Annotated in this window: 24 protein-coding genes; 8 read left to right on the plus strand and 16 right to left on the minus strand. The window is 62.0% G+C overall.

The annotated features are described in order from the left end of the window. Positions 1 to 11 precede the first annotated feature (11 nt). The 6 genes from ACJ8IM_RS05970 to ACJ8IM_RS05995 form a co-directional block, all read right to left on the minus strand. Positions 12 to 2,090 (minus strand): ABC transporter permease, encoded by a 2,079-nt coding sequence (locus ACJ8IM_RS05970; protein ID WP_033653495.1) that lies wholly within the window; start codon positions 2,088 to 2,090, stop codon positions 12 to 14. A 67-nt stretch (positions 2,091 to 2,157) separates the two neighbouring features. Further along, complete coding sequence (locus ACJ8IM_RS05975) at positions 2,158 to 3,189, minus strand: ABC transporter substrate-binding protein (RefSeq protein ID WP_033647097.1); 1,032 nt, start codon at positions 3,187 to 3,189, stop codon at positions 2,158 to 2,160. After that, a complete protein-coding gene (uhpC, locus tag ACJ8IM_RS05980) occupies positions 3,186 to 4,514 on the minus strand; it encodes an MFS transporter family glucose-6-phosphate receptor UhpC (protein ID WP_225845470.1) in 1,329 nt (442 codons plus the stop codon). Before uhpC ends, ACJ8IM_RS05975 begins: the two co-directional genes overlap by 4 nt. Positions 4,515 to 4,574: 60 nt before the next feature. Further along, positions 4,575 to 6,116: an MASE1 domain-containing sensor histidine kinase gene (locus ACJ8IM_RS05985; RefSeq protein ID WP_033653494.1), complete on the minus strand. Its 1,542-nt coding sequence runs from the start codon at positions 6,114 to 6,116 to the stop codon at positions 4,575 to 4,577. Beyond that, positions 6,116 to 6,745, minus strand: a complete 630-nt coding sequence (locus ACJ8IM_RS05990; protein WP_033647090.1) for a response regulator transcription factor — start codon at positions 6,743 to 6,745, stop codon at positions 6,116 to 6,118. The genes ACJ8IM_RS05985 and ACJ8IM_RS05990 overlap by 1 nt, the downstream gene beginning before the upstream one ends. Positions 6,746 to 6,868: 123 nt before the next feature. After that, positions 6,869 to 7,633, minus strand: coding sequence for an arylamine N-acetyltransferase family protein (locus ACJ8IM_RS05995; protein WP_033653493.1), 765 nt, complete (start codon positions 7,631 to 7,633; stop codon positions 6,869 to 6,871). A gap of 151 nt (positions 7,634 to 7,784) precedes the next feature. Between ACJ8IM_RS05995 and ACJ8IM_RS06000 the strand changes: the two genes are divergently transcribed. Further along, positions 7,785 to 8,537, plus strand: a complete 753-nt coding sequence (locus ACJ8IM_RS06000) for an SDR family NAD(P)-dependent oxidoreductase (RefSeq protein ID WP_033653492.1) — start codon at positions 7,785 to 7,787, stop codon at positions 8,535 to 8,537. Between the two features lie 32 nt (positions 8,538 to 8,569). On the opposite strand, the gene ACJ8IM_RS06005 is transcribed toward ACJ8IM_RS06000, so the two are convergent. Both ACJ8IM_RS06005 and ACJ8IM_RS06010 read right to left on the minus strand, forming a co-directional pair. Then, positions 8,570 to 10,390 carry a hypothetical protein gene (locus ACJ8IM_RS06005; protein WP_033653491.1) on the minus strand — a complete coding sequence of 607 codons (1,821 nt, stop codon included), beginning with the start codon at positions 10,388 to 10,390 and terminating at the stop codon, positions 8,570 to 8,572. 197 nt (positions 10,391 to 10,587) lie between these two features. Continuing rightward, a complete protein-coding gene (locus ACJ8IM_RS06010) occupies positions 10,588 to 11,487 on the minus strand; it encodes a LysR substrate-binding domain-containing protein (protein WP_033653490.1) in 900 nt (299 codons plus the stop codon). Between the two features lie 116 nt (positions 11,488 to 11,603). Between ACJ8IM_RS06010 and ACJ8IM_RS06015 the strand changes: the two genes are divergently transcribed. Then, a complete protein-coding gene (locus ACJ8IM_RS06015) occupies positions 11,604 to 12,383 on the plus strand; it encodes a HalD/BesD family halogenase (protein WP_033653489.1) in 780 nt (259 codons plus the stop codon). Positions 12,384 to 12,420: 37 nt separating this feature from the next. Here the strand turns inward: ACJ8IM_RS06015 and ansP are convergent, their stop codons facing one another. Together ansP and ACJ8IM_RS06025 are read right to left on the minus strand one after the other, a co-directional pair. Continuing rightward, positions 12,421 to 13,887 carry an L-asparagine permease gene (gene ansP / locus ACJ8IM_RS06020; RefSeq protein WP_033637529.1) on the minus strand — a complete coding sequence of 489 codons (1,467 nt, stop codon included), beginning with the start codon at positions 13,885 to 13,887 and terminating at the stop codon, positions 12,421 to 12,423. 436 nt (positions 13,888 to 14,323) lie between these two features. Next, positions 14,324 to 14,761 carry a PACE efflux transporter gene (locus ACJ8IM_RS06025; protein ID WP_033637530.1) on the minus strand — a complete coding sequence of 146 codons (438 nt, stop codon included), beginning with the start codon at positions 14,759 to 14,761 and terminating at the stop codon, positions 14,324 to 14,326. 112 nt (positions 14,762 to 14,873) lie between these two features. Between ACJ8IM_RS06025 and ACJ8IM_RS06030 the strand changes: the two genes are divergently transcribed. Beyond that, positions 14,874 to 15,767, plus strand: coding sequence for a LysR family transcriptional regulator (locus ACJ8IM_RS06030; protein WP_033637531.1), 894 nt, complete (start codon positions 14,874 to 14,876; stop codon positions 15,765 to 15,767). A 16-nt stretch (positions 15,768 to 15,783) separates the two neighbouring features. On the opposite strand, the gene ACJ8IM_RS06035 is transcribed toward ACJ8IM_RS06030, so the two are convergent. Then, positions 15,784 to 16,347, minus strand: coding sequence for a DedA family protein (locus tag ACJ8IM_RS06035; RefSeq protein WP_033647075.1), 564 nt, complete (start codon positions 16,345 to 16,347; stop codon positions 15,784 to 15,786). A gap of 50 nt (positions 16,348 to 16,397) precedes the next feature. Beyond that, positions 16,398 to 17,075, minus strand: coding sequence for a DJ-1/PfpI family protein (locus tag ACJ8IM_RS06040; protein WP_033653488.1), 678 nt, complete (start codon positions 17,073 to 17,075; stop codon positions 16,398 to 16,400). A 91-nt stretch (positions 17,076 to 17,166) separates the two neighbouring features. Here ACJ8IM_RS06040 and ACJ8IM_RS06045 point away from each other — a divergent pair, with 91 nt between their 5' ends. The 3 genes from ACJ8IM_RS06045 (at position 17,167) to pbpG (ending at position 20,341) form a co-directional block, all read left to right on the plus strand. Next, positions 17,167 to 18,111, plus strand: a complete 945-nt coding sequence (locus ACJ8IM_RS06045; protein ID WP_033653487.1) for a GlxA family transcriptional regulator — start codon at positions 17,167 to 17,169, stop codon at positions 18,109 to 18,111. 45 nt (positions 18,112 to 18,156) lie between these two features. Continuing rightward, positions 18,157 to 19,260 carry an adenosylhomocysteinase gene (locus tag ACJ8IM_RS06050; RefSeq protein ID WP_033653486.1) on the plus strand — a complete coding sequence of 368 codons (1,104 nt, stop codon included), beginning with the start codon at positions 18,157 to 18,159 and terminating at the stop codon, positions 19,258 to 19,260. A gap of 151 nt (positions 19,261 to 19,411) precedes the next feature. After that, complete coding sequence (gene pbpG / locus ACJ8IM_RS06055) at positions 19,412 to 20,341, plus strand: D-alanyl-D-alanine endopeptidase (RefSeq protein WP_033637537.1); 930 nt, start codon at positions 19,412 to 19,414, stop codon at positions 20,339 to 20,341. A gap of 34 nt (positions 20,342 to 20,375) precedes the next feature. Here the strand turns inward: pbpG and ACJ8IM_RS06060 are convergent, their stop codons facing one another. Next, positions 20,376 to 20,831, minus strand: coding sequence for a GNAT family N-acetyltransferase (locus ACJ8IM_RS06060; RefSeq protein WP_033647069.1), 456 nt, complete (start codon positions 20,829 to 20,831; stop codon positions 20,376 to 20,378). A 75-nt stretch (positions 20,832 to 20,906) separates the two neighbouring features. On the opposite strand from ACJ8IM_RS06060, the gene ACJ8IM_RS06065 reads away from it, so the two are divergent. Together ACJ8IM_RS06065 and ACJ8IM_RS06070 are read left to right on the plus strand one after the other, a co-directional pair. Beyond that, positions 20,907 to 21,311: a VOC family protein gene (locus ACJ8IM_RS06065; protein WP_033653485.1), complete on the plus strand. Its 405-nt coding sequence runs from the start codon at positions 20,907 to 20,909 to the stop codon at positions 21,309 to 21,311. Positions 21,312 to 21,410: 99 nt separating this feature from the next. After that, positions 21,411 to 22,331, plus strand: a complete 921-nt coding sequence (locus ACJ8IM_RS06070) for a DUF808 domain-containing protein (RefSeq protein ID WP_033653484.1) — start codon at positions 21,411 to 21,413, stop codon at positions 22,329 to 22,331. Between the two features lie 42 nt (positions 22,332 to 22,373). Here the strand turns inward: ACJ8IM_RS06070 and ACJ8IM_RS06075 are convergent, their stop codons facing one another. From ACJ8IM_RS06075 to ACJ8IM_RS06085, 3 genes are all read right to left on the minus strand, one after another. Beyond that, on the minus strand, positions 22,374 to 22,457 hold the full coding sequence (locus ACJ8IM_RS06075; protein ID WP_016928643.1) for a membrane protein: 84 nt from the start codon (positions 22,455 to 22,457) through the stop codon (positions 22,374 to 22,376). Between the two features lie 103 nt (positions 22,458 to 22,560). After that, positions 22,561 to 23,100 (minus strand): GNAT family N-acetyltransferase, encoded by a 540-nt coding sequence (locus ACJ8IM_RS06080; RefSeq protein ID WP_033653482.1) that lies wholly within the window; start codon positions 23,098 to 23,100, stop codon positions 22,561 to 22,563. A gap of 159 nt (positions 23,101 to 23,259) precedes the next feature. Continuing rightward, positions 23,260 to 24,072 (minus strand): MetQ/NlpA family lipoprotein, encoded by an 813-nt coding sequence (locus ACJ8IM_RS06085; RefSeq protein ID WP_033653481.1) that lies wholly within the window; start codon positions 24,070 to 24,072, stop codon positions 23,260 to 23,262. Between the last annotated feature and the right edge of the window lie 104 nt (positions 24,073 to 24,176).

Below are 24,176 nucleotides of genomic sequence, written 5' to 3' on the forward strand. Positions count from 1 at the left end.
CATGGGCTCCATTACGCCTGGTTTTTGGCTTTTGAACGGGAGATGCGTGCCTCGCCGATCAGCCAGTCAAAGAGGAAAATAATCGCCAGCATCACCACGATCAGAATTGAACCGTAGGCGATCGCCACCCCGTATTCGCCGTCTTCCACGCGGTTGAGGATGTAGGCGGTGGCCACCCGGGTATCGGGGGTGACCAGGAAGACGATGGCGCTGACGGTGGTGATGGCGCGCACGAAGCTGTAGATCAGCGCCGACAGGATCGCCGGGCGCAGCAGCGGCAGCAGGATGTGCGTGATGGTGCGCAGCGAGCCGGCGCGCAGGCTGAGCGAGGCTTCGTCCAGCGATTTGTCTATCTGGCCCAGCCCGGCGATCCCGGCGCGAATGCCCACCGGCACGTTGCGCATCACCATCGAGATAATCACGATGGCGGCCGTCCCGGTGAGGTACACCGGCGCGCTGTTGAAGGCGAGAATGTAAGAGACGCCGGCCACGGTGCCCGGCACCGCAAAGCACAGCATGGTGGTGAACTCGATGGTCTTTTTGCCCTTGAACTGCTGGCGCACCACGATCCAGGCGATCAGCAGGCCGAAGGCGGCGGTGATCGGCGCGGCGATCCCGGCGTACAGCAGCGTGTCGAGCAGCGAAGGCCACGCGCCGTCGCTCATGCCCTGGCCGAACAGCTTGATGAAGTTATCCAGCGTCAGCGTGTAATCCACCCCCCAGTTGACGGTGAAGCTGCCGTAGAAAATGCTGCCGTAGAGCAGGGCGTTAAAGGCTATCCACACCGCCAGCAACGCGATCACGCCCCACACCAGCGTGACCGGCAGCGGCTGTACGTCACCGCGATAGGATTTGCCGGACACGGTGACGTAAGAGCGTTTGCCGATCCACAGGTACTGGATGCAGAACACCAGCAGCGAGAACAGCAGCAGGAAGGCGCCGAGGGTGCTGGCGGCCTGATAGTCGAGCTGCGAGCCGGTGATGTAGAAATAGATTTGCGTCGCCAGCACGTCGAAGTTGCCGCCGAGCACCAGCGGGTTACTGAAGTCGGCCAGCGATTGCACCACCACGATCAAAAACGCGTTGGCCAGCGCCGGTTTCAGCAGCGGCACGAACACGCCGTTAAAGGTTTGCCAGCGGCTGGCGCGCAGGGTGTAGGAGGCTTCTTCCAGCGAAGGATGAATGGTCTTGATCGCGCCGTCGAGGATCATGAACGCCATCGGCGTGAACGCCAGCACCTGCGCCAGCCAGATGCCGGTAAAGCCGTACAGCCAGTTGGTGTTGGTCAGGCCGAACCAGGCCACCATCCACTCGGTGACGTAGCCGGAGCGCCCCATCATCAGCGTGACGCCCAGGCCGACGACGAACGGCGGCGTGACGATGGGCAGGATGGAGAAGATGCGGCCGATAATGGCGCTGCGCCTGGCGATGCGGGTGGTGTAAATCGCCAGCACCAGGCCGAAGAAGGTGCAGCCGGCGCCCACCGCGATCGACAGGGCGATGGAGTTGAGGATCACCTGAACGATATGCGCCTGCGACAGCACGTTCATAAACGCCAGCGGCGCGAACGCACCCGTCTGGTCGGTGAACATCGGAATGAAAATCGCGATGCTCGGCCAGACGATGAAGACGCCGATCAGCGCCACGATGGTGACCAGCGCACCGATAACGAAACGGTCGCCACCCAGCCATTCGAGGCGGGTCAGCGCCAGCGTCATGATGGCGCCCAGCGCGGTCAATTGCACCAGGGTGGCGTAGCCTAAACCGCGCCCCGCCACCGTGGCGCTGACGACGATAAAGGCCATGCACAGCAGCGCCCAGCCGGCATCGAACGCGTGGCGCCGCCGCCGTTCACTGCCCGCCGGGGCGTAGGGGCGAAGCAGCAGCAGGCTCGGCAACAGGCACCATAGCCAGCTGACATTGCGGTGTGACCAGCCGTAGGCCGCGAGGATTTCATCGCCGGTGGACTCCAGCAGGCCGTAATCCAGGCTCCAGCTCGGCAGCAGGGCGAACGCCAGCCAGCCAAGCAAGACCCAAAGGAATATCGCATCTCGTTTTTCCACGAGATGGAGAGCATGTGTATGTGACATAAGTTTCCCGGATGTTCAGGCCGGGTAAGGCGTGAGGCTTACCCGGCAACAGGCGCAGAATGTGGGCTTATTTACCCATCTTGACTTCGCTGACCCATTTGTTGATCAGCGCCTTGCGGACCTCGGTCGAGCCGTATTTGTCCATGTCGTAGTTGATCAGCTTCAGATCGTCGAGCTTCAGCGAGTTCGGCGAGGTAGCGGCGGTGGTATTGGTCAGGATCTGATAGGACTTGCCTTTCTGCCATGCCAGTTCCTGCGCCTCTTTCGACAGCACCCAATCCACGAACAGCTTGGCGTTGTCGAGGTTGCGCGCGCCTTTGAGGATGCTGACGCCGCCGATTTCGTAGCCGGTGCCTTCACAAGGCGAGATCAGCTCAAGCGGCGCGCCCTGTTCCTTTTCGAGCGAGTAGTCATGCAGGAAACCGATGCCGATTGCCGTTTCGCCGCGGGCGGCGTTGCGCGCCGGGGCAATGCCGGATTTGGTGTACTGCGAGACGTTGGCGTTCAGCTGCTTGAGGTAATCGAACGCCTGATCGTCTCCCCACAGCTGGGCAAAGGTCGCCAGCGCGGTGTAGGCGGTGCCGGAGCTCTGCGGATCGGCGATTTGAATCTCGCCTTTGTATTCCGGCTTGGTCAGGTCTTTCCAGCACTTGGGCACCGGCAGGTTTTTCTCTTTCAGGCGCTGGGTATTGACGCCAAAGCCGAGAATGCCGACGTAGACCGCCGAGGAGTAGTTGCCTTTCAGCTTCGCCGGATCGCGGAATTGTGGCATCACCTGTTCGAGGTTCGGCGATTTGTACGGCTGCAGCAGCCCCATTTCACCGGCCTGGGATTGCGGATCGAGCGTGCCGCCGTACCAGACGTCCGCCTGCGGGTTTTTCTTCTCGGCGTCCACTTTCGCCAGCGTGCTGCCGGAGCCGTTGCGGATGAACGAGGTTTTCACGTCATATTTCTCGCCGAAGGCTTTGGTTTCCGCTTCGCACATTTCATTGGTGGCGCTGCAGTAGACCACCAGGCGGCCCTTGGCGTGCGCGGCGCCGCTCAGCGTGGCCAGCGCGATGCCGGAAGCTATCAGGGTAGTGACTAAGGTTTTTTTCATTGTTTTATCCTTCTCTCGGTAGAGGTGGTAACGCTCGCCATCAGCAGCGGCATCAGCAATAAACCCATAAGAACGGCGGCGATCGACAGCAAACTGAACATGCCTGACCAGCCGTAGCCTTCGATGATCTGCGACAGCGGCCAGCCCGCCAGCGCGGCCCCCAGGTAAGCGAACAGGCCGAGAAAACCGGTGATGGAGCCCGCTGCGCCTTTGTGCCCGCATTCCACGGCGGCGAGGCCAATCAGCATCTGTGGGCCGAAGACAAAAAAGCCCACCGTAAAGAAACAGCCCGCCAGCAGCGCGTAGTGATGCACCGGCGCCAGCCACAGCGCGGCGACGGAAACCATCAGCCCGAGCGTGAACAGCAAAATCATCGGCGCGCGCTGCCCGCCGAACAGCAAATCCGAGCCCCAGCCGGCGAACAGCGCGCCGAGCAGGCCGCCTACCTCGAACAGCATCACCGTGGCGTTGGCGCTGAGCAGGTTGACGCCGTGGCTTTCCGTCAGCCAGAGATTGCCCCAGTCGTTCAACGCGATGCGGATCAGATAGACCAGTACGTAAGAGACGCCGAGCAGCCAGATCATCGGGTTCTTCAGCATCGTGGTGCGCAACATCTGCCACAGCCCCATCGGCGGACTTTGCTGTTCCTGGCGCAGTTCCAGCGGATCGTGGCGCCACCGGCCGACCGACGGCAGGCCTTCTTCCTGCGGCGTGCCCGTCAGCCGCCGCGTGAGCCAGATGCCCAACACCATGCTGACGGCGCCCGGGATCAGCATCGCCGCCTGCCAGCCCCAGCGCTGGGCGGCGAAGGCGCTGATCAGCGGCACGATCGCGCCGCCGAGGTTGATCGACATATTCCAGCAGCCCCACCAGAAGCCGCGCTCGTTGCGCGAATACCAGTGGGTCAGCAGCCGCGCGCAGGGCGGCCAGCCCCAGCCCTGAAAGAAGCCGTTCAGCGCCCAGACCGCCAGCAGCAGCGTCAGCGATTCGCCGAAGGCGAACGCCACGTTCAGCAAGCCGGTGGCGAACAGGCCGATCCCCATAAACCTGCGCTGCCCGTGGCCGTCGTGCCACAGTCCGGCGGCGAATTTCGACAGGCCGTAGCTCAGGTAAAACAGCGAGCCGAGCAGGCCGATGTCCCCTTTATCCAGCCCCAAATCCGTTTGCAGCGCTGGCAGCACGTAGTTCACGCTTTTGCGCGTCAGGTAAAAGGCGGCGTACCCGATGACCATGTACAGCAGCAGTCGCGGGCGCAGCGCGCGGTAACGATGATCGATTTCAGATGCCGAGCGTGCCTGCATAGCCGCCTCCCTGGTGCTGACTATAAGAAGGTGAAAGGGAAAGGGGATGAGAGAAAGTCCGGAGTGGCTAAGACTTTTTCCTAGTTAGTCGATGGTTTGTTGCAAATTTGTGGGCAGGTTAACAATTACCCGCGTGCCGCAATGCGTTTCCAGCGTCAGCTCGCCGCCCAGCGCGCTGACCCGCTCGCGCATCCCCTGAATGCCGAGGCCGGGCGCCTTGTCCGCGCGGATGCCGACGCCGTTGTCCCGCACCTCGAGGTGCAAAAGCGCGCCCTGTTGATACAAGACGATGGCGACTTCGCTGGCTTCGGCATGTTTGCACACGTTGTTGAGCAGCTCTTGCAGCAGCCGGTAGAGGGTGAAGCGCACCGTTTCGCCGGCGGGCGTGTCTATGAGTCGGTAGTCGAAACGGCAGCGGATGCCCCGTTCGGCAAAGGCGAATTCGCTCAGCAGGTGGTGAAGCGCCTCTTTGAACGCCAGTTCGTCCAGCGCGGGCGGGCGAAGCTGGCGCAGCAGCTGGCGCGTGGAGTGATGAATGCGCCGGGCGAGCTCGCTTATCTGGTGCGCGGCGGCCTGGGTTTGCGCCGGATCGCGCGCCCGTTTGACCAGCTGCGACTGGATTTGAATCGCGGTGATGTTCTGGCCGATTTCATCGTGCAGCTCGCGCGCCAGATTTTTCCGCGTGTCTTCTTCGGTGTGGATCAGTTTTTCTGTCAGCGCCCGCCGCGCCGCCAGCTCTTCTTCCAGGCGACGCTGATAGTGGTGCAGGTTTTGCGCCAGGTGCTGCTGACGGCTGATGGCGATGCCCAAGCCGATGCCGAGCAGCGCCTGCGTCGCCAGAAAGATTTCCAGCTCGACCAGATTGCCGAACCCCACGCCGACCTGCCGGGCGAGGGTGATCATCATGCTGCCGAGCAGGCCGGACAGCACGCCGCCCTGCCAGCCGAACTTCCACGCCATCACCACGTTCGGCAGAAACACCACGATCAGCAGCAGGCGTTCGATTTCCGGCGACAGCACCATCTGCGTGCCGATGCCGATAACGAAAAACAGGCTGCACCAGATGATTAAGGACGCGCGCAGCGGCGGGTTGGGGGTGTCCAGCCCCAGCAGGTGGTAACGGTGCTGCTGGCGCAGAAATTCAAAGATCAGGTAGACGAACGGGGTCAGCAAGACGCCGCCGGTAAACGACGCCAGGCCAAGCAGCATCGCCGGGCTTGGCACAAACGGCGAAAGCAGGGCGGTGTTGAGCAGCGAGGCGGCGGTCACCGCAGCCAGCAGCAGCGTCAGCCGCTGCCAGTAGAGCGGAAAACGGTGCCAGAGTCGTTGCGCGACCGCGGCCGGAAGCAGGGTGATAAACGGCGCGGCCAGCAGGCCGTAGCCGCTCAGCAGGCGTTCGCCGTGCAGCCAGAACAGCAACAGCACCGGCGGAATTATCAGGGCGGGCCAATAGCGGCGCGCCAGCAGGATCAGCAGCGCGAGATAGACGCCGTGCGGCAGAAACAGCGCCGCCTGGTTGCCGTTGTGGGTCAGATAGAAGCCGAGCGTCCACAGCATCAGCCAGCCGCTGCCCCAGGCCAACAGGATAAACAGCGAGATAACCCAGGGCCGGAGTTTGGGCGACATCAATGCCCCGCCAGCAGCTGATGGTCGAGGGCGAAATGCACCAGCTCGATGGTGCTGTTGCACTGCAACTTGCCCAGGACGTTGGCGCGATGCACGTGCACCGTTTTATGGCTGAGCGCGAGCTTGAAAGCGATCTCCTTTACGCTGTCGCCTTTGACCAGCAGATCGAAGATTTCACGCTCGCGCGGGGTCAGCGCTTCCAGCGCCGTGGCCGGCTGCTCGCCGCCGCGCAGCGCTCGCAGCGCGTCGGCGCACAGGTAATGGCCGCCCATATCGACGGAACGCACCGCCTGCACCAGCTCTTCCGGCCCGCAGCGTTTGGTCAGATAGCCGCTGGCGCCGGCGTCCAGCGCGCTTTGCACGAAGGTGGGGGAGTCATAGATGCTGAGGATGATCGCACGGAACTGCGGCTTCTGCGCCCGCAGGCGCTTCAACAGGCTGAGGCCGTTTTCATCCGGCATGGCGATGTCCATCAACGCGACGCTGACGTCGTCGCGCAGCAATGCCGGCCAGGCCGCCGCCGCGCTGCTGTATTGCCCCACCACGTCGAGATCGTCCTCGAGGCTGAGCAATTGCGCAAAGCCGGAGCGCACCACCACATGGTCATCCACCAGTATCACACGGATCATTTTTCGCACTCTGTTGCCGAATCATGGCCCTATGATGCCTGCCGCCGCGGTGCTGGCAATCAGCCAAGCGCGGTTATGCAATCGGTGTAACAGAATCGTAATAAAAGGGCGCCGCCTGCGCCGTCAACGATCCAAATCGATGGCGAAATGCTGCCACAGCGCGGCGCGCCGCTCCTCTTCCGAATGCAGCGTCGTTTCGTGGCGCTGATGATCTTCGGTCACGATCAGCTTCATGTCGCTGAGGGTCACCCGGCCGTGGTTCGTCGGCCGTGAACACACCAGGCGCTGGGTGAAGTGCGACTGCGGCGAGGTGCTGTGGAAGCGGCACATCTCGTCGAACTCATGCAGCTCGCGCGGCTGAACGGTAAAGCGATACAGGGTTTTGGCATGCGAACGTTGGTCGCCGTTGCGGCGCTCCAGCAGGTAATAGTCGCCTTCCCGCTCCAGGTGGAAGGTGCCGCTGGCCTGCGGTTGCGGCTCGGCGGCGACGATCTTCAGCGGCGTCAGGAAGGAATCGCCGAAACCGACGTCCACCAGCCAGGCCTGGCTCGCCAGATCCACCCGCAGCGCCAGATGGTCGTAGGGCGGGCCGAAATGGCCGTCGCGCGCGCGGATCTCGCCGGAGATGAAGCTCACCTTGAAACCGATCTCCCGCAGCAGCAGGGCGAACAGCGCGTTCAGCTCATAACAGAAACCGCCGCGGTTGCGCTCGACCACCTTGCTGAACAGCGCCTCCGGCGCCAGCTGAATACCCTGATGATAAATAATGCTCAGGTTCTCGAACGGGACGCTCAGCATGTGGCGATGGTGCAGCTGTTGCAACGTGTGGAGGTCTGGGCGGGCGGCGCCGGTAAAGCCGATATGCTGCAGGTAGCGTTGGGTATCCACAGGGAGTCTCGCATGAGAAAAAGTAGGCATAAAATAGCGGGCTTTGCGGCTTTTGTGAGCGCATTACGTGCTGCGCTGTCGCTGCTGCCGCAAACTGTCACTGGCCGGCGCTAGCCTGTTCCCCTGAGTTCAATCTGGCAGGAGAACGGCTATGCAAGATTTCAAACATCGGGTGGCGCTGGTGACCGGCGCTTCCACCGGCATCGGCGAAGCGATCGCCGCCGAACTGTTTCGGCGCGGTGCCACGGTGGTGATGACCGGCCGCCACGCCGCGCCTCTCGCCGCCGCCGCCGCGCGGCTCGATCCCGAGGGCCGACGGGTGATGACGTTGCGGATGGACGTGCGTGAGGCGCCGTCGGTGCAGCAGGGTATTGAAGAGACGGTGCGGCGCTGCGGCGCGCTGCATCTGTTGGTCAACAACGCCGGGATCACCGGCCCGCATGAGGTGGACATCGATCGGTACGCGGTCGAAGATTGGCATGAGGTGATCGCCACCTGCCTGAGCGGCACGTTTTTCGGCATGAAGTACGGCCTGCCGGCGATCGTCGCCGGCGGCGGCGGGGCGGTGGTGAACCTCTCTTCCGCCAACGGCGTGGTGGGCATTGCCGGGATCGCGCCTTATACCGCCGCCAAGCATGGCGTGTTGGGCCTGACGCGCTCGGCGGCGCTGGAGTTCGCCACGCGCGGCGTGCGCATCAACGCCGTCGGGCCGGGCTATGTGGAGACGCCGGCGATGAGGGAACTGCCGGCGTCGGCGCGGGCGCAGATGGCCGCTTCGCACCCGATGGGGAGAATGGCGACGCGGGAAGAGGTGGCGAAAACGGTGGCTTTCCTGCTCTCGGACGACAGCAGTTTCACCACCGGCGCGTTTTACAGCATCGACGGCGGTTATACCGCGCGTTAATGGAAGACAGGCCCCTGACGGGGCCCGTTCGGTTACCAGGATTTACGCGGGTTGCGGGAGACGATGTCGATCTTTTGACACAACAGTTGGGTGATATCCACCGAGGTGGGCTGAGCGGCGCTGCCGGTAAAGTTTTTCAGCACGATGGCGATGCGGGCGTAATTGACATAGCCCTCAGGCAGCGGCAAATATTCCGACGAGTTAAGCGCAGTGATCCGATCCGAGGTCATCGTTGCCGAAGCGGCCGGCGTTACCGTGCCGGTGCGCCCCCACTGGCAAGCTTTTTCCAGTAGGGTAGTGACGCCGGCATCGCCGTTCAGGACATACTTGCCTTGGTAAGTGCCGATGGTGACATCAAGGCTGTTCTGGCCTTTCAGGTTTGCCAGCGTGGCGCGCCACAGCACCAGATCGTTTTTCTCGATTGGGAAGTAGATCTCGACGCGTTTGTCCGTCGTTGTCGCCGTTTTGGTGGTGGCGGTCAGCACGCCGTTTTGTAGCGTCACCGCCAGATCGGCGGTCTCCGTTTGCGAGAGGCGTGCGCCGCCGAAGGCGTAGACGTTATTCAATGCCAGCGCGCCGCTCTCTTTCCAGCTCGGCTCCGGCAGATGGTTGACGCCATCGCCCAGATAGAGCAGGCGCCACATGTTGATGTAGCCGGGCGCGACGATCTTTTTCATCTCGATATGGTTGTTGGACCAGCCTTTTTTAATGTCGGCGTTCACCAGATCGAAACCGTCGATATAACATTTTCCGCTTAGCTCGCTGGACTTATCGAAGAAGAAATACTCGACGTATTGGTAGGGCACACTGCTGCCGGCATCGGTGTTGTTGGTCATCACGCTGTGCCATTGGCTGTCTTTGATTTTTACCGTACCACCGTTGTTGCTGGTAAAGACCGGCCGGTAGTTGCGGCAGTTGGCGTTACCCCATTCGAAGTGGCAATTTTTAAAGTCCAGCGTGCCGCCCTTAAGGTCGAACAAACCATAGTCGGTATTGGCCAACTGTTCGGTTTCATTGTTAAAGCCGCTGTAGTCGAACGAACAATCGCGGAAGGCCAGGTTATGCACTCCCTGATAATAGTTTCGGCTGTCGCCGAACAGGCATTTGTAGAAGACGATTTTTTCGCCGGCGTTGGCGGTGGTTTCAGACCAGATCGGCCAGAAGCAGCCCCGCACCATGATGCTGTGCCAGCTCTGGATATAGGCGTTATTGCCGAAGACGATGCCTTTATACAGGTTGGTCAGCCAGACGTTTTGCACCAGCAGTTGGCAGGCCGGCAGGCCGTGCATGTTTGAGGCATCGCTGTAGACACACAGGCCGCGCAGATTGGCCGCCGCGCCAGGGGCACCCACGATGCGCAGGTTATAAATCGCCGGCGCTCCCAGCGAATATTGCACGCGTACGCACTCGATGTTGGCGGCGCCGCTGAAGTCCAGAATGGTGCCCTTAAAATCGACGGCGTTTTTCCACAGCTTCAGGTTGGCGGTGGTTTTACAAGGGCGAACGCCGCCGGGGCCAACCAAGGTAATCCCCGCAGGGGTCGTAGGGATAGGCAATTGCCACCACTCTTCGCCTTTGACCTGCAAGAAGTTGCACGCGCGGGTAATGGTCAGCGAGTAATCCAGTTCATCGCCCGGCAGGTGCCACCAATCGATGCTGTAATCGCCGTCATTGATGATGCGCTTCCAGCGGCGGTTTTGCGCGTCGACGAGCAGGGTGACGCCGTTGTCCTGGCTGGTGGTATCTGCATCGTCTCGGGTAAATACGCCGTGGTGGTAGCGGTTTTCGAGCATCACCGCGGTTTCGCTACCGGCATAGCTGCGTAGGTTGGCGTAATCATTTAATGAAATCATGGAGTAACCCTCATTTTGAACAGTAAGAGGCCGATGCAATATGGCGATTGCAGGGGCGGCGGCATAGGGAAATGGCATTGTGGCCGAAGGGCGGATCGGTTCGCGATCCCGGCCGGCAGAGATAAATTAACAGGCTGAGGTGAGAGGCTTAAGCGTTCAGGGTTGTGCCTGACGCCAGCAAACATCGCCGTTGGGGTTCAGGCTTGGTCTGTAGATGCGATGGTTTGCAACCAGGCCAGAAACGCCGCTGCGCCGGGTTTTTCCAGCGTGTGCGGCGGGTAAACCACGTAGTAGGGTTTGCTGAGCGGCAGCGCCGGTTCGGCCAGGGTGACCAACTGGCCCTCCGCCAGTTCACGGCCGATCAGCCGCCGCTGGCCGAGCAGCACCCCGCGCCCTTGCACGGCGGCGTCGATGGCCAGTGAAGTCAGGTTATAGGTCAGCCCGCGCCGCGCCGGCGGCATTCGATCGGCGGCGGTAAACCACTCGTGCCAGCCCGGCAGAAACTGGCTCTCTTTGCCCCAGTCGACGTGGATCAGCGGGAGCTGCGTCCAGTCGCCGCGATCGCGCAGCGCCGGGCTGCACACCGGCTGCACCCGATCCTGAAACAGCCGCACCTTTTCCAGCAGCGGATAATCCTGATCGCCGAAGCACAGGGCGAAGTCCGCCGCCGAATAGGCGAAATCGACCGCCGCATGGGTCGCGTGCAGCCGCAGATCGCCGTCGGGGCACTGTGCCAGCCAGTCGCCCAGCGCCGGGTTCAGCCACTTGGAGGCCAACGCCGGCAGGGCGAACACCGTCAGCGCCTGTTTGCCGCGCTGGCGCTCGACGTGTTGCTGCGCCACGCGCAGCGTTTCGAACGCCTCCTGCACGTAGGCCAGGTAGTCCGCGCCCTGTTCGGTCAGCGTGACGCCGCTTTTGGCGCGGATGAACAGCGTGATCCCCAGGTGTTGCTCCAGTTGGCGGATCTGTTGGCTGACGGCGGCGGCGGTCAACGCCAGCGTATCCGCCGCGCGGGCCAGGCTGCCGGTGCGGGCGGCGGTTTCGAACGCCAGAATGGCGCTCAGCTTGGGCAAGCGCGCGCGGGACGGTGAGTGCATGGGCAGGGCTATCGCTAAGAATTGGTTAGCTTATCCATAACGTATTTTTGTTATGGCGGCAATGCGGCATTCGCTACAGTGAGAGGCATCCGGCTATCGCACACGAGGGGAACGTCATGCCGCAACTTGCCGATATTATCGATCTGTCCGCCCATCCCATCGACGACGCCGCGTTCCGCGCCCGTTGCCGGCAAACGCTGGAGCGCAGCGGCGCGCTGGTGCTGCCGGGATTTCTGAGCGCCGCCGCGCTGGCGACGGTAAGGCTGGAAGGCGCCGAACAGCACCATGCGGCGTTTTACGCCACCAGCAAACACAACGTGTATCTACGGCCGCAGGACGACGCGCTGCCGGCCGATCACGCGCGCAACCGGCTGGTGGTGTCGTCCAAGGGCTGCATTACCGACGAAGATATTCCGCCGCAGTCGCCGCTGCGTGCGCTGTACGACGCCCCGGCGTTTCGCGCGTTCCTCTGCGCGGTGTTGGATGAGGCGCAGCTGTATCCCTACGCCGATCGGCTGTCGTCGATCAACCTGCATTACGCCCACACCGGCCAGGAGCTGGGCTGGCACTTCGACAACTCGTCGTTCGCCATCACGCTGCTGATCCAGAAACCGGCGGCGGGCGGCCGTTTCGAATACGTGGAGAACCTGCGCGACGCCGATCGCGGCGAGATGAACTATGCCGGGGTCACGCAGGTGCTGGACGGCGAGCGGGCGGTCAAACGGCTGGTGATGGAGGAGGGGGATTTGGTGCTGTTTCGCGGGCGCAACGCCATGCACCGGGTGACGCCGACCGAAGGCGACATCACGCGCATGCTGGTGGTGCTGGCCTACAATGCGCAGCCGGACGTGATGCTGTCGGAAAGCGCCAGAATGACGTTCTACGGCCGGTTATAGCGGATAAAAAAACCGCCCCGGAGGGCGGTTTGTCGATTCAGTGCGGGTTCTGCTCTTCGTGAGCCTGCTGTTCCCGCTTCACTTCCTGCGCGCGCTTGCGCAGGCCGAACCAGCCCAGCGTCAGCAGTACCGCCAGCACCGGAATGGTGGCGATGGTCCAGGTACCGTTCGGGTAGTCAAACGCCATCATCACCACCACGATCAGCAGGAACGCCAGCGTCAGCCAGGAGGTGAACGGCGCGCCCGGCATTTTGAACGATACCGGCTGCGCGCGGCCTTCACGCACGGCTTTGCGCAGGCGCATCTGGCAGACGATGATAAACGCCCATGAGGCGATGATGCCCAGCGAGGCGATGTTCAGCACGATCTCGAATACCTGCGAAGGCACCAGGTAGTTGAGCACCACGCCGATCACGTAGATGCCGCAGGTGACCAGGATGCCGGCGTAAGGCACCTGCTGGCTGCTCATTTTGGCCATCAGCTTCGGCGCCGAGCCGCCCATCGCCAGCGAACGCAGGATGCGGCCGGTGGAGTAGAGGCCGGAGTTGAGGCTGGACAGCGCGGCGGTCAACACCACGATGTTCATGATGGTGCCGATGTAAGGCACGCCCAGCTTGCTGAAGAAGGTGACGAACGGGCTTTGGCCGGCCTGGTAGGCGTTCCACGGCAGCAGCAGCACCAACAGCACCACGGAGCCGACGTAGAACAGGCCGATACGCCAGATCACGCTGTTGATCGCTTTGGGCATCATTTTGGCCGGATCTTTACACTCGCCGGCGGCGGTGCCGATCAGCTCGATGCCGGCGAAGGCGAAGATCACCCCTTGCACCAGTACCAGCGCCGGCAGCAGGCCGTGCGGGAACATGCCACCGTTTTCGGTGATCAGGTGCATGCCGGTGGTGTGGCCGGCGACCGGGGTGCCGGTGCCGAGGAAGACCACGCCGACAATCAGGAACAGCGCGATGGCGACCACCTTGATCAGCGCGAACCAGAACTCCATCTCGGCGAACCACTTCACGCCGATCATGTTCATGGTGGCGACGATGCCGAGCGCGCCGAGGGCGAACAGCCACTGCGGCACGTCGGCGAAGGTGCCCCAGTAGTGCATGTACAGCGCCACCGCGGTGATATCGACGATGCCGGTCATCGCCCAGTTGAGGAAGTACATCCAGCCGGCGACGTAAGAGGCTTTCTCACCGAGAAATTCGCGGGCGTAAGAAACGAAGCTGCCGCTGGAAGGGCGATGCAGCACCAGCTCGCCCAGCGCGCGCAGGATGAAGAAAGAGAAGATCCCGCACACCAGATAGACCAGCGCCAGCGCCGGCCCGGCCAGTTCGAGACGGCCGCCGGTACCGAGGAACAAGCCGGTGCCGATCGAACCGCCGATGGCGATCATTTGGATCTGCCGGTTGCCCATGCTTTTGTGATAACCGGATTCATGAGAGTCTAGCCAGCGTCTTCTGGCGGCGTGTTTATCGTCCGCCGACTTTTTTTGTGAGTGCATTATCCGTCCTGTTTACCTGTCTATGATGAACGCCGCCCTGAGCTGCAGGGCAAACGATTGCCATCAGCAATCGTAATGAGAATGAGGTCGTGGCATCATTCCGCTGTTTATTGTGTATACAGCCGCCGTTAAATAACGGCGTGGCATGCTACCGTTTCCCGATAAAGCTGGCAAAAAAACCTGCGTACAAAGCGTGAACAATTGTGTGTATTTTTTAAACTGAAAACAAAAGCGCATATTATTCAGTAAGATGAGTCTCATTATCAACACGGAAATATCGAACGATAAAAGTGATTGAAATCACAGAATAATAATTACCGTGCAAATTAAAGGGATTTGGACGTTATTTTGCGTGAGGGGGAAGGCGGGCGGAAAATAAAGCGATGGCGCCTGCGCAGTAATTAGCGTGCGCAGGCGAATCGGACGCGGGGGCTTTTTAGGCGGATTCACCGGCCGGCAGAGCCGAAGCCGGCAGGCCGAACAGCTTGTCGAACGCCCAGTTAAACAGGAAGGTGTAGCAAGGAATGATGACGATCAGCGCCATATCCAGCAGCAGCGCCTGCCACAGCGTGATGCCCATCCACCAGGCGATCAGCGGGATCAGATACACCACCAGCGTCAGCTGAAAGCCGACGGCGTGCAAAATGCGGCGCTTGAGCGTGCGGGTGCGCGACAGCTGGCGGCTTTCCCACCACTCGAATAAAGAGTTGTAAATAAAGTTCCAGCTTACCGCGATGGTGGTGATCACCACCGCCAGCGGCCCGGTGCTGCTCGGCGCATGGCCCGACAGCAGCGCCAGCCCCAGCGCCGAGATCGCCATGCCGATGATTTCATAAGCGGTGACATACACCAGTTTGCGTTTGACGCCTTGCATTGTTTTCTCCCGATCTGTTTTTAGTTGCCTCTGCGGCGACGGCGGCTAAGATAACGTCAATCACATTGATAGAAAAAGTCAGGAGCTGTCAGTTTAACTGACAGGTTAAACGATGAACTTTTCCAGCGACAATATCGAACTGTTTCTGGCGGTGCTCGATCGCGGTTCGTTTTCCGCCGCCGCCCGCGCGCTGCGGCGCGTACCGTCCGCTGTCAGCATGGGCATCGCCAACATGGAGGCGGAACTCGGTTTCGCGCTGTTCGATCGCTCGCACCGCGAACCGACGCCGACCGCGCTGGCGTTGGCCCTGGCGCCGCACGCCCGCCTGATCGCCGGGCAGCTCAAGCAGCTGCAGGTGCACGCTATCGAACTGTCTCAGGGGCTGGAGAGCCGGCTTTCGATCGGCGTGGCGTCGGACATTAACGGCGCCAGCCTGCTGGCGGCGGTGAAGACGCTGTCGCAGCGTTATCCGTTGCTCAACATCGAAGTGCTCAGCGCGCCGCAGGACGACGTGCTGCACATGCTGCACCAGGAGCGCATTGGCGTTTGCCTGGCGTTCGGCGGGCTGAACATCAACAGCGCGGAGCAGTTCCACTCCGTCGGCGCGGAATCGCTGGTGGCGATGGTCTCGCCGCAGCACCCGGCGCTGGACGGCGCGGCGGGCGAACTGTTTCTCGAGGATCTGGTCAACGTGCGGCAGATCATGGTGGCCAGCCGCGATCTGCCGATCGGCGATCTGCGCCCGCAGGTGGCGGAGGCCTACTGGCGCACCGACAGCCTGCCGATGGCGCTGAACATGGTGGAAGCGGGCCTGGGGTGGGGCAATTTCCCGCTGTCGCTGGCCGAGCCGCTGCTGGCGCAGGGGCGGCTGGTACGGCTGAAATTCAAAAACACCAAGAACGAGCTGCGCTTGCCGATGCATTTGATCTGGCTGAAGAATCGCCCGCTGGACAAGGCGGCGCGCGAGCTGGTCGAGCTGATGCGCGCGGCGCCGCAGGAAGGCTGACGCCAGGCGCGCTGGCTTATTCCGCGTGGCGTTTGCGCCACCAGAAGCGCACCAGCAGGATGGCGGCGATCGCCAGCGCGACAAACAGCAGGCTGGAGAGTTTTTTGTCGAAGCCGGTAACGAAGCGTTCGATCGCCTGGCCGCCAAAATAGCCGAGCATGACGAAGATCGTCGCCCACAGAATGGCGCCGAGGATGTTTAGCGGCACAAAACGCGACGGCGGCAGGCGGCTGGCGCCGATCAGCACCGGGCCGATGATGCGGAAACCGTACATAAAGCGCACCCCGATAACGAACAGCATTGGGTGGCGGGCGATCAGCTTTCTGGCGCGCGCGATGCGCTTTTCCTGCCCCTTGAGCCGCGAGATGACCCGGCCTTCGAACCGGCGGCCGGCGAAGTACAGCAGCTGATCCCCCAGCGTACCGCCCAGCGCCACCACCGCGATCACCCACGGCCAGTGCAGCAAGCCTTCATGGGCGGCGATGCCGCCCAGCAGCGTGATGGTCTCCCCCTCAGCCAGGCAGCCGATAAACAACGCCCAGTAACCGTAGTCCGTAATGTAGTGGGCCAAATCGGTCATTCCTTACTCCTTATGTGACTGACGCATAAGGGCAAGTATACGCCCGATCGCTAGCCTTGGGCGATCTGGGCCACCAACGCTCTGCGCCGTGCCAGGCTTTCCGCCATTTGTGCCTCTACCTTGGCGTAAATGTACGGCGGGGCCAGTTCCGGCGTGCCGCCCGTGAACGGCGGGGCCGGGGCGTACTCCAGATAAAGCTGGATCGTCTGGGCAGTGTCTTCGCCGTGCAGTTCGGCGATCAGCGCCAGCGCAAAGTCGATGCCGGCGGTGACGCCGCCGCCGCTGATCACGTTGCCGTCGCGCTCTACGCGTGCAGCGCTGGGGATGGCGCCGAACAGCGCCAGGCTGTCGCGCATCGACCAGTGGCAGGCGGCGCGTTTGCCCGCCAGCAGGCCGGCCGCGGCCAGGATCAGCGAACCGGTGCACACCGAGGTCAGGTAGCGGGCATCGGCGCCCAGCCGCCGGATTTGCTGCATGAACGCTTTATCCTGCAGCGCCTGGGTACAGCCGCTGCCGCCCGGCACGCACAGCACGTCGCAGCGCGCGATCTCCGGCAGCGGGCGCAGCTGGGTGAAGTGCAAGCCTTCCGATTCGACATCCGCGCCGTCTACCGAAGCGACGATGATTTCCGCGCCCGGCATGTGGCGCAGAAACTGCAGCGGGCCGGTGAAGTCGAGCTGGGTGACGCCTTGATAGATGGGAAATACAATCACGAGTGGTTCAGACATGACATTCGCCTCATTTTTATCGTTGGACCTGGGCCATAATAGCCGCCCTGTTTTTGGCTGGTATGACAGATAACCCTCAAAAAGCGCCATCATGAAAACGATCGGTTTTGTGGTTTTTCCCGGTTTCAACCTGCTGGACTTTGCCGGCCCGCTGGCGGCGTTCGATAACGTCAGCCAGTTTACCGATCCGCCGGCCTACCGCTGCGTGGCGATCTCGCCGCAGGGCGGGATGGTCGCCAGCTCGGCCGGGGTGGAGATCGCCACGCAGCCGTGCGGCGACGAGCGTTTCGATACGCTGGTGGTGGCCGGCGGCAGCGGCAACGTGATGGCGGCGCAGTCGCCGGCGCTGGTGGCGTTTCTGACCACCCACAGCCGGCGGGCGCGGCGCATCGCCAGCGTGTGCACCGGCGCGTTTATTCTGGCGGCCTGCGGTTTGCTGGACGGCAAGCGCGCTACCACCCACTGGTATCACGCGGCGCGGCTGCAGCAGAGCTATCCGCGCATCCGCGTCGACAGCAACCGCATTTTCATTCGCGACGGCGATATCTGGACCTCGGCCGGCATCAGCGCCGGTATCGATCTGGCGCTGGCGTTGATAGAAGACGACCTTGGCGCCACCCTGGCGGCGGCCGTGGCGCGGCAGCTGGTGGTCTATCATCGGCGCCCCGGCGGGCAGTCGCAGTATTCGCTGCTGCTGGCGTTGAACCCGTCGTCGGATCGCATGCGCGCCGCGCTGTCGTTCGCGCGCGAGCACTTGCACCTGCCGCTGTCGGTGGCGGATCTGGCCGACGCCGCCTGCCTGAGCGAGCGCCAGTTCGGCCGGCTGTTCCGCGCCGAAACCGGGCAGACGCCGGCCAAGGTGATCGAACAACTGCGGGTGGAGGCGGCCAGGGTGCGCATCGAAGAGAGCGCCGAGCCACTGGAGGCGATCGCCCGTTCGGTGGGGTTCAGCGATCCGGAGCGCATGAGGCGGGCGTTTATCCGCGTATTTGGCCTGTCGCCGCAGGCGATCCGCCGGCTCGGCCGCGCGGGATAACTTTTTTGCCACGCCTGGCGGCGGGGCACACCAGAGGAGCAACGGATGTATCAGGATTTCGAGAGCGAATTGAACTGGGCGATGCGCCATATGCCGCGCACCCGGGCGGCGGTGGCGGCGTTGCCGGACCTGCACGGGGTGCGGCTGGCGTGCAATATGCACCTGGATCTGAAAATGGCGCCGCTGGTGGCCGGCCTGCTGGATAAGGGCGCGGCGATCTTCCTGACCACCTGCAATCCCACCACGGTGCAGAACGACGTGGTGGCCTGGCTGGAACGGCGGGGCGCGCAGGCCTATGCCTGGCGCGACATGAACGCCGGCGAATGGTCGGAGTCCTTCGACCGCGCGCTGGCTTGGCAGCCGACTCACCTGTGCGAAATGGGGGCGGATCTGACCACCCGTTTGCACCAATCGCCGAACGGCCCGCAGATCGTCGCCGGGCTGGAAGCCACCGGATCGGGCATCAGCCGGTTAAACGGCGTGGCGCCGCGCTACCCGATCTTCAACTGGGACGATCTGCCGGTGAAAGAGGGGCTGCACAATCGACATATGGTTGGGCTGACCGCCTGGCACACCTTCTTCCAGACCACCCATTTGACGCTGCACGAAAAGCGCGTGCTGGTGATCGGCTACGGCCTGGTCGGGCAGGGGACAGCGGCGGCGGCCAGGGCTTACGGCGGCCAGGTGATGGTGGCGGAAATCGATCCGGCGCGCGCGCTGCAGGCGCGTTATGACGGCTGGCAGGTGGTGGATCTGGCGAGCGCCGTCGCGCAGGCGGACGTGATCGCCACCGCAACCGGCGCGAAAAACGTGCTCTCGGCGCAGCATTTGCAACAGGCCCAGGACGGCGTGTTTATCCTCAACGTCGGCCACGTGGCGGAAGAGATCGACGTCGGCTTCCTGCAAGGCCTGCCGCACCACGAGCCGATGCCTTATGTGAACGCTTACCAACTTAATGAGAAGACGGTGTATTTGCTGGCCAACGGCTCGATGTTTAACCTGACCGCCGGCTATGGCGACAGCCTTAACGCCTTCGATGTGACGCTGGCGGTGATGGCGGCCGGCATCGGCCATATCGTCGGCGCCGGGGCGCGGCAAACGCCGGGGCTGTACCTGTTGCCGCAGTCGGCCTGGCAGCCGGCGCTGTAACTTTTTCCACGCGGGCGTTCATCCCAGAGCGCCCGCGGGCTGCGTCGTTTTTCAGCGGACAGAATTTGTCACAAATCCGCCATACAATCCCAGTGCCAAGCGCTGAACCCTCACATATAATTCGCTGAGTTCAAGCCCCCATTTCAGAGTAATGCCTGTGAAAATACGTGTTTTGGTTCTGACCCTGCTCGCTTTGCAGGCGGGCGCAGGCTTTGCGCCGCGCGCGTTGGCCAGCGACAACGCCGCCGCCCTGCACGCCACCCAACCGGAGCTGGCCTCCGGCAGCGCGATGGTCGTCGATATGCAAACCCATAAGGTGATGTACGCGCGCAACCCGGATGAAGTGGTGCCGATCGCCTCGATCACCAAGCTGATGACCGCCATGGTCACGCTCGACGCGCACCTGCCGCTCGACGAGATGCTGGCGGTGGATATCCACCAGACGCCGGAGATGAAAGGGGTGTATTCGCGGGTGCGCCTGAACAGCGAAATCAGCCGTAAGGATATGCTGCTGCTGGCGCTGATGTCGTCGGAAAACCGCGCCGCCGCCAGCCTGGCGCACCACTATCCGGGGGGCTACAACGCCTTCATCAAAGCGATGAACGCCAAGGCCAGGGCGCTGGGCATGACCAATACCCATTATGTGGAACCGACCGGGCTGTCTATTCATAACGTGTCGACGGCGCGCGATCTGACCAAGCTGCTGATCGCCACCAAGCAATACCCGTTGATCGGCCAGCTCAGCACCACCACCGAGCGCATGGCCAGCTTCAAGGATCCGAACTACACGCTGCCGTTCCGCAACACCAACCACCTGGTGTACAACCCGAAATGGAACATCCAGCTGACCAAAACCGGCTTCACCAACCAGGCGGGCCACTGCCTGGCGATGCGCACGGTGATCGGTAACCGCTCGGTGTCGCTGGTGGTGCTGGACGCCTTCGGCAAATATACCCACTTCGCCGACGCCAACCGGCTGCGCAGCTGGATTGAAACCGGCAAGGTGACGCCGATCCCGGCCGCCGCCCGTGACTATCGCCGCCAAAAAGACGCCCGTCTGGCGAAGAACGACAGCGAATAACCCGCCTGGCGGCCTGCCCGTTTGCGGCAGGCCGCTATCGGCCCTCGGGCCGCCTGATGACAAATCCCCGCTCGCGATCGCCGTCGAAACCCGCCTTGAGATAAAGCTGGTGCGCGCCGGTGCGTTGCTGCCCCGACAGCAGCATCACCTTGTAACAGCCCTTGCGCCAGGCCAGCTGCAGCGCGTATTCGATCATCGCGAGCGCCACGCCGTGGCCGCGATAGGGCTCCGCCGTCACCACGTGTTCGATGACGCCGAACGGCTGCGCCTGATGCGCCAGCCCCGGGATCAGCGCCAGCATGCAGGTGGCGATCGGTTGTTCCTCTTGCGCCGCCACCACCAGACGGATCGCCGGATCGTCCAGCAGGCGTTGCAGGGCACGGCGCGCGTCGTCGCTGCGCAGCGGCGCATCCTGTGGGCGCAGCTCGCGATACAGAGCCAACAGGCCGTTGAGATCGTCCGGCTGCGCCAGGCGATGAATGATGCTCATGGTTGCTCCTTTCGCCGCTTCAAGGGTAATCCGCTATCCTCCATTAATACCACAACGATTACCGAAGGGGATGTTATGAGTCAGGTTTCGACCTTTGTCATGTTCCAGGGGGAGGCGCAGCAGGCGATCGACCTCTACAGCCAGGTGTTTGAGCGTTTTCGGCTCATGCAGGTGCAGCATTACGACCCGACGCCGGACGGCCGGCGGTTAATCAAGCATGCCACCATCGATTTCGATCGGCAGAACCTGGTGTTTATCGACAGCCCGATCAGCCATGATTTCAGCTTTACCCCGGCGGTGTCGCTGTTCATCAACCTGCCTAACGAAGAAGCGTTGGAGAGGGCGTTCCACCGCCTGGCGGAGGGCGGTAAGGTGCTGATGCCGCTCGACGACTACGGCTTCAGCGCTCGTTTCGGCTGGCTCAACGATCGCTTTGGGCTTTCCTGGCAGCTCAATGTGCCGGCGGGGGATCTGAGGTGATGGAGAAAGTGGCGTTTATCCCATATCCGCTCGCGGTGGTTTACCGCTATGCTAAACGTACAATAACCCGCGTATGCATATGTAAAAGGATGAATCATTTTGGCAGGAAGTAGCTTACTTACCCTTATCGACGACATCGCCTCGTTGCTGGACGATGTCTCTTTGATGACCAAGATGGCGGCAAAAAAAACCGCTGGGGTGCTGGGGGACGATCTGGCGCTCAACGCGCAGCAGGTCACCGGCGTTAAAGCCGACCGCGAACTGCCGGTGGTGTGGAGCGTCGCCAAAGGTTCGCTGATCAACAAGGCGATCCTGGTGCCGCTGGCGCTGCTGATCAGCGCTTTCGCGCCCTGGGCGATCACGCCGCTGCTGATGGTGGGCGGCGCCTACCTGTGCTACGAAGGGTTCGAAAAGGTGTATCACAGCCTGAGCCAAGACAAGCAGGCGCATGAGGATAAACAAGACGGACCGGGCGCCAATGAGGATGTGGCGGCCTATGAAAAGCGCAAGATAAAAGGGGCTGTGCGTACCGATTTCGTGTTATCCGCCGAGATTATCGCCATTACGTTGGGCACCGTCGCCGGCGCCACTTTCAGTCAGCAGGTGATCGTGCTGTGCGGCATCGCGCTGGTGATGACGCTGGGGGTTTACGGCATCGTCGCCGGTATCGTCAAGCTGGATGATTTGGGGCTGTACCTGAGCCGCAAGGGCAGCGCGTTGGCGCGCGCCGTCGGCGGCGGCATCGTGCGCGCCGCGCCTTATTTGATGAAAACGCTGTCGATCGTCGGCACAGTCGCCATGTTTATGGTCGGCGGCGGCATCCTGACCCACGGTCTGCCGCCGGTGCACCATCTGTTTGAGGACTGGGCTTCCTACGCTACGGTGGTGCCGACGTTGGGGCATATTTTGCAGGGTGTCATTCCAGCTCTGCTGAACGTGGTGTTCGGCGCGATTGCCGGCGGCGTGGTGCTGGCGGTGGTGTCGGCGCTGGGCGCGGTGCGCGCGCGTTTCAAGGCATGATGAAAAGTCTCGCCCCGCAAGGGGCGGGACGGAGCTGACGCTTTAAAAAATCAGTTTGAGAACGCCGGTAATCGTCAACAAACCCACGATGAAGATGATGGCGACAATCCACAGAATAATTTTCATTTACTTCTCCCTTACCGGTTAAATGTGGCGCACGATTGGCGCTAACTTAATGAAATCACTCTTCACTATAGACGCTAACTTCCTATCGTGCGTCGCCATGTATTCAAGGATGCTGACTGTCGCCCGCGCCCAGCGCGCGCTGCATGAGGTGGGTGTCGCGCCATTCCCCCAGTTTGAACCCCACGGCCTTTAACGTCCCGACGCTGGTAAAGCCGAGCGACTGGTGCAGCGCCAGCGAACCGCGGTTGGCGGCGGAATCGCCGACGATCGCCAGCATCTGGCGCCAGGGGCCTTGCTCGCAGCGGGCGATAAGCTTGCTCAGCAGCGCCTTGCCGACGCCTTTACCCTGTTGCCCCTCGGCGATATACACCGAGTCTTCCACGGTAAAACGATAGGCCGGCCGGGGCCGATACGGCGTGGCGTAGCAGTAGCCCACAATATGGCCTTCGCTTTTCGCCACCAGCCAGGGCAGCCCGGCTTCTTGCACCTTGCTCAGCCGCAGCTGCATTTCCGCCAGGGGCGGCGGCTGTTCTTCAAACGAGGCGGCACCGTACAGCACGTGGTGAGTGTAAATTTGCAGCACGGCGGCCATATCGTCCGGCGTGGCATCGAGGAGGCTGAGTACGGGAGCGGAGAGCGTCATGGTAATGCCTGTTTACCTTGGAAATCAGCGGATAAACGCCATTATGCGCGCCGCTCGCCGCCGGGGTAAATCGGGTTTTCTTATGGTGAGATAAGAAAAGGCGATGATTAGCTGACAAGGGGTTCTTTGGGGAGAGCCCCTGTGGCGCTGTGCCTGGAATTACCAGCCTTTCACTGCGCCGCCGTTGAAGATTTTCTCGGCGGCCTTGGCCACTTCGTCAGACTCATAGGCTTTGATGAAGTTCTGCACGTTCGGCGCGTCCTTGTTGTCTTCGCGGGTGACGATGATGTTGGTGTACGGCGAGTCTTTATCCTCGATGAAGATGCCGTCTTTGGTCGGCGACAGGCCGGTCTGGTTGATGTAGGTGGTGCTGATGACGGCGACGGTCACCTTTGGATCGTCCAGCACGTGCGGCAGCTGCGCGCCTTCCAGCTCCATGATTTGGTAACGGTGCGGGTTGGCGCTGATGTCCAGGGCGGTGGGCAACAACCCCTTGCCTTGTTTCAGCGTAATCAATCCGGTTTTTTCCAGCAGCAGCAGGGCACGCCCCAGGTTGGTCGGATCGAGCGGGATGGCGATCACCGCGCCGTCAGGCAGCTCTTTGAGCGATTTTATCTTTTTGGAGTAGCCGGCCATCGGGAAGACAAAGGTATTGCCGACCGCCACCAGCTTATAGCCGTGATCTTTGTTTTGCTGTTCGAGGAACGGGCGGTGCTGGAACACGTTGGCGTCCAGTTCGCCCTTGTCGGTGGCGTCGTTCGGCAGCAGCGAACCGCTGAAGCCGACCAGCTCGACGTCCAGCCCGTATTTCTCTTTCGCCACTTGCCTGGCGACTTCCGCCACGTCCTGTTCCGCGCCGTTGATGACGCCGACCTTGATATGGTTCCGATCGGTTTTTTGATCGCAGCCCTGAAGCGCCAAAACGGCGGCGAAGGCCGCCGCCAGAGGGGTGATACGCCAGCGTAAGGTCATCGAAGTCTCCCTGAAAAGAACAATAAAATCAGTTGGTTTTTGTTCTTACAGCTAAGCTTGAACCGCCGATGAAGTCAAACGCTCGCTCAGCATAAACGGCTATA

Source organism: Serratia sp. CY33525 (assembly GCF_052169115.1).
Lineage (GTDB): Bacteria > Pseudomonadota > Gammaproteobacteria > Enterobacterales > Enterobacteriaceae > Serratia > Serratia sarumanii.

What these genes read in the sequence shown, in the direction of transcription:
- ACJ8IM_RS05970 (WP_033653495.1), bottom strand. Translation starts at nt 2,090, where the DNA reads ATGTCACATACACATGCTCTCCATCTCGTGGAAAAACGAGATGCGATA.
- ACJ8IM_RS05975 (WP_033647097.1), bottom strand. Translation starts at nt 3,189, where the DNA reads ATGAAAAAAACCTTAGTCACTACCCTGATAGCTTCCGGCATCGCGCTG.
- ACJ8IM_RS05985 (WP_033653494.1), bottom strand. Translation starts at nt 6,116, where the DNA reads ATGTCGCCCAAACTCCGGCCCTGGGTTATCTCGCTGTTTATCCTGTTG.
- ACJ8IM_RS05990 (WP_033647090.1), bottom strand. Translation starts at nt 6,745, where the DNA reads ATGATCCGTGTGATACTGGTGGATGACCATGTGGTGGTGCGCTCCGGC.
- ACJ8IM_RS06000 (WP_033653492.1), top strand. Translation starts at nt 7,785, where the DNA reads ATGCAAGATTTCAAACATCGGGTGGCGCTGGTGACCGGCGCTTCCACC.
- ACJ8IM_RS06005 (WP_033653491.1), bottom strand. Translation starts at nt 10,390, where the DNA reads ATGATTTCATTAAATGATTACGCCAACCTACGCAGCTATGCCGGTAGC.
- ACJ8IM_RS06010 (WP_033653490.1), bottom strand. Translation starts at nt 11,487, where the DNA reads ATGCACTCACCGTCCCGCGCGCGCTTGCCCAAGCTGAGCGCCATTCTG.
- ACJ8IM_RS06015 (WP_033653489.1), top strand. Translation starts at nt 11,604, where the DNA reads ATGCCGCAACTTGCCGATATTATCGATCTGTCCGCCCATCCCATCGAC.
- ansP (WP_033637529.1), bottom strand. Translation starts at nt 13,887, where the DNA reads ATGCACTCACAAAAAAAGTCGGCGGACGATAAACACGCCGCCAGAAGA.
- ACJ8IM_RS06025 (WP_033637530.1), bottom strand. Translation starts at nt 14,761, where the DNA reads ATGCAAGGCGTCAAACGCAAACTGGTGTATGTCACCGCTTATGAAATC.
- ACJ8IM_RS06030 (WP_033637531.1), top strand. Translation starts at nt 14,874, where the DNA reads ATGAACTTTTCCAGCGACAATATCGAACTGTTTCTGGCGGTGCTCGAT.
- ACJ8IM_RS06035 (WP_033647075.1), bottom strand. Translation starts at nt 16,347, where the DNA reads ATGACCGATTTGGCCCACTACATTACGGACTACGGTTACTGGGCGTTG.
- ACJ8IM_RS06040 (WP_033653488.1), bottom strand. Translation starts at nt 17,075, where the DNA reads ATGTCTGAACCACTCGTGATTGTATTTCCCATCTATCAAGGCGTCACC.
- ACJ8IM_RS06045 (WP_033653487.1), top strand. Translation starts at nt 17,167, where the DNA reads ATGAAAACGATCGGTTTTGTGGTTTTTCCCGGTTTCAACCTGCTGGAC.
- ACJ8IM_RS06050 (WP_033653486.1), top strand. Translation starts at nt 18,157, where the DNA reads ATGTATCAGGATTTCGAGAGCGAATTGAACTGGGCGATGCGCCATATG.
- pbpG (WP_033637537.1), top strand. Translation starts at nt 19,412, where the DNA reads ATGCCTGTGAAAATACGTGTTTTGGTTCTGACCCTGCTCGCTTTGCAG.
- ACJ8IM_RS06060 (WP_033647069.1), bottom strand. Translation starts at nt 20,831, where the DNA reads ATGAGCATCATTCATCGCCTGGCGCAGCCGGACGATCTCAACGGCCTG.
- ACJ8IM_RS06065 (WP_033653485.1), top strand. Translation starts at nt 20,907, where the DNA reads ATGAGTCAGGTTTCGACCTTTGTCATGTTCCAGGGGGAGGCGCAGCAG.
- ACJ8IM_RS06075 (WP_016928643.1), bottom strand. Translation starts at nt 22,457, where the DNA reads ATGAAAATTATTCTGTGGATTGTCGCCATCATCTTCATCGTGGGTTTG.
- ACJ8IM_RS06080 (WP_033653482.1), bottom strand. Translation starts at nt 23,100, where the DNA reads ATGACGCTCTCCGCTCCCGTACTCAGCCTCCTCGATGCCACGCCGGAC.
- ACJ8IM_RS06085 (WP_033653481.1), bottom strand. Translation starts at nt 24,072, where the DNA reads ATGACCTTACGCTGGCGTATCACCCCTCTGGCGGCGGCCTTCGCCGCC.